The 385-nt window shown below is 56.1% G+C and carries 1 protein-coding gene; it reads left to right on the top strand.

Translation table 11 applies throughout. The features are described from left to right. Positions 1–385: VCBS domain-containing protein (locus tag AB4623_RS14885; protein ID WP_372146751.1), on the top strand; the 385-nt coding region annotated here is incomplete at both ends.

Genomic DNA, 385 nt, shown 5'->3' with positions numbered 1-385 from the left:
TTAACCGCCGATGTGGGCGCGGTGAATGAAGACGCGACCTTAACGGTCAGTGCAGAACAAGGCGTTTTGGCCAATGACTCCGATGTCGATGGTGACTCATTAAACGTCACGGGTATTTTGAACGGTACCACGGGCACCGCGACCGCAGTGGCAGAGAGTGGCGATACGTTGATCAGCAATGATTACGGCACATTGACCATTCGTGCCGATGGCAGCTATAGCTTTGTGGCGGACGGCAGTGATTCTCAAGCGTTGGCCACAGGAGCGACCGCGGAAGTGGTGTTCACCTACACCGCGAGCGACGGCACGGTCAACCAAACCAATACCTTAACCATTACCGTGACAGGCACCAACGATGCGCCTCAGTTAACCGCCGATGTGGGCG

Source organism: Vibrio sp. 10N.222.52.C12 (assembly GCF_041474215.1).
GTDB classification, from domain to species: Bacteria; Pseudomonadota; Gammaproteobacteria; order Enterobacterales; family Vibrionaceae; genus Vibrio; species Vibrio crassostreae_C.
Note: the sequence above shows the minus strand (reverse complement) of the source record. Positions and strands in the feature narration are given on the sequence as shown.